Genomic DNA, 1,169 nt, shown 5'->3' on the forward strand with positions numbered 1-1,169 from the left:
AAGACGTGTACAACCGGTCCGGGCGTCCCACACCGAATTGCTGCGTTGCGCATGAGGTACAACAAGATTGTCAGCTGCATGGGGTTGTCGGCGAGCTGAAGGATATGCGGCTCCGACGACCGTAGCGCTCGGACACAGGTTATTCGGTGACAACTCGCATAAGGTCGATGGGGTCATTCCGAGTCGCAACGGGACCCAGTGGCCGGTCTTTCGTCGGCGGTGGGTGCTCGGCAGGGTATGTTCTCGCTACGAATCAATCGAGTGGTCATGGGTTCGGGGGATGTTTCATCCAGGTTCCTGGGATTGCGCATGGAAGTTGGGTGGAACAACCAGTGTCATCGTTGGACGGTCTCGATATCACTACCGCAGGACTTGCACAGTCGGCCGCCAACTTCCCGGCACCATCCGGCCTGTTCCCCCTTTCCGCTGCTCAGCGCGGTATCTGGTTCGCTCAGCATCTCCTCGATGACATGCCGATCACGATTGCGCAGTACGTCGAGTTCACCGATCTCGACCTCGACGTCGACCTGCTGGAAGAGATCGGGTCGATCGCATTGAGGGAGCTCGGCACCGGAATACTGCGGATCGTCGAGCGGGACGGTGAGCCGTTCCAGGTGATCGACGAGTCGTTCGGCTCCGAGTGGATTCATCGTGACTTCCGCTCCGAAGACGATCCCCAGGCGGCCGCGCGCGCGTGGATGAGGGCCGAGTACAGCACCCCGATCGACCTGCTGGGCGATCGGCTGATCCGCTCGGCGATGCTGCGCCTGGCCGACAACCACTACCTCTGGTATTCGCGAATCCATCACATCGCGCTCGACGGCTTCGGAGCGATGACGTTCATGAACCGGGTCGCCGAGTTGTACACGGCTGGGGTGGAGGCGCGCGATCCCGCGAGGTTCCAGGCCAGCTCACTCCGTGAAATCGTGGAGGACGAGGCTCGCTACCGCACGTCCAGTAGGTTCGAGAAGGACCGGCAACACTGGTCCGAGCGCAGCCGCGACTTCCCGCACCCGATCAGCCTCGCCGGGCGTGCCGCGTCCCCGAGCTTGCCCTCTCGGGTGATCAGCACACCACTGCCCCCTGCCACCGACGCCGCAGTGCAGCGCCTGCTGGGCATGCAACCGGGTGCGTCGTTCGCCACGGCCGCCGTGGCCGCCACGGCGGCA

General features: G+C 63.4%; 1 protein-coding gene. It reads left to right on the top strand.

The features are described from left to right. Positions 1-320: 320 nt before the first annotated feature. On the top strand, positions 321-1,169 hold an 849-nt coding region (locus tag RM2_RS23195; RefSeq protein WP_245814115.1), incomplete at its 3' end, for a condensation domain-containing protein.

The sequence above is a fragment of the Rhodococcus marinonascens NBRC 14363 genome (assembly GCF_001894885.1).
GTDB lineage: Bacteria > Actinomycetota > Actinomycetes > Mycobacteriales > Mycobacteriaceae > Rhodococcus_F > Rhodococcus_F marinonascens.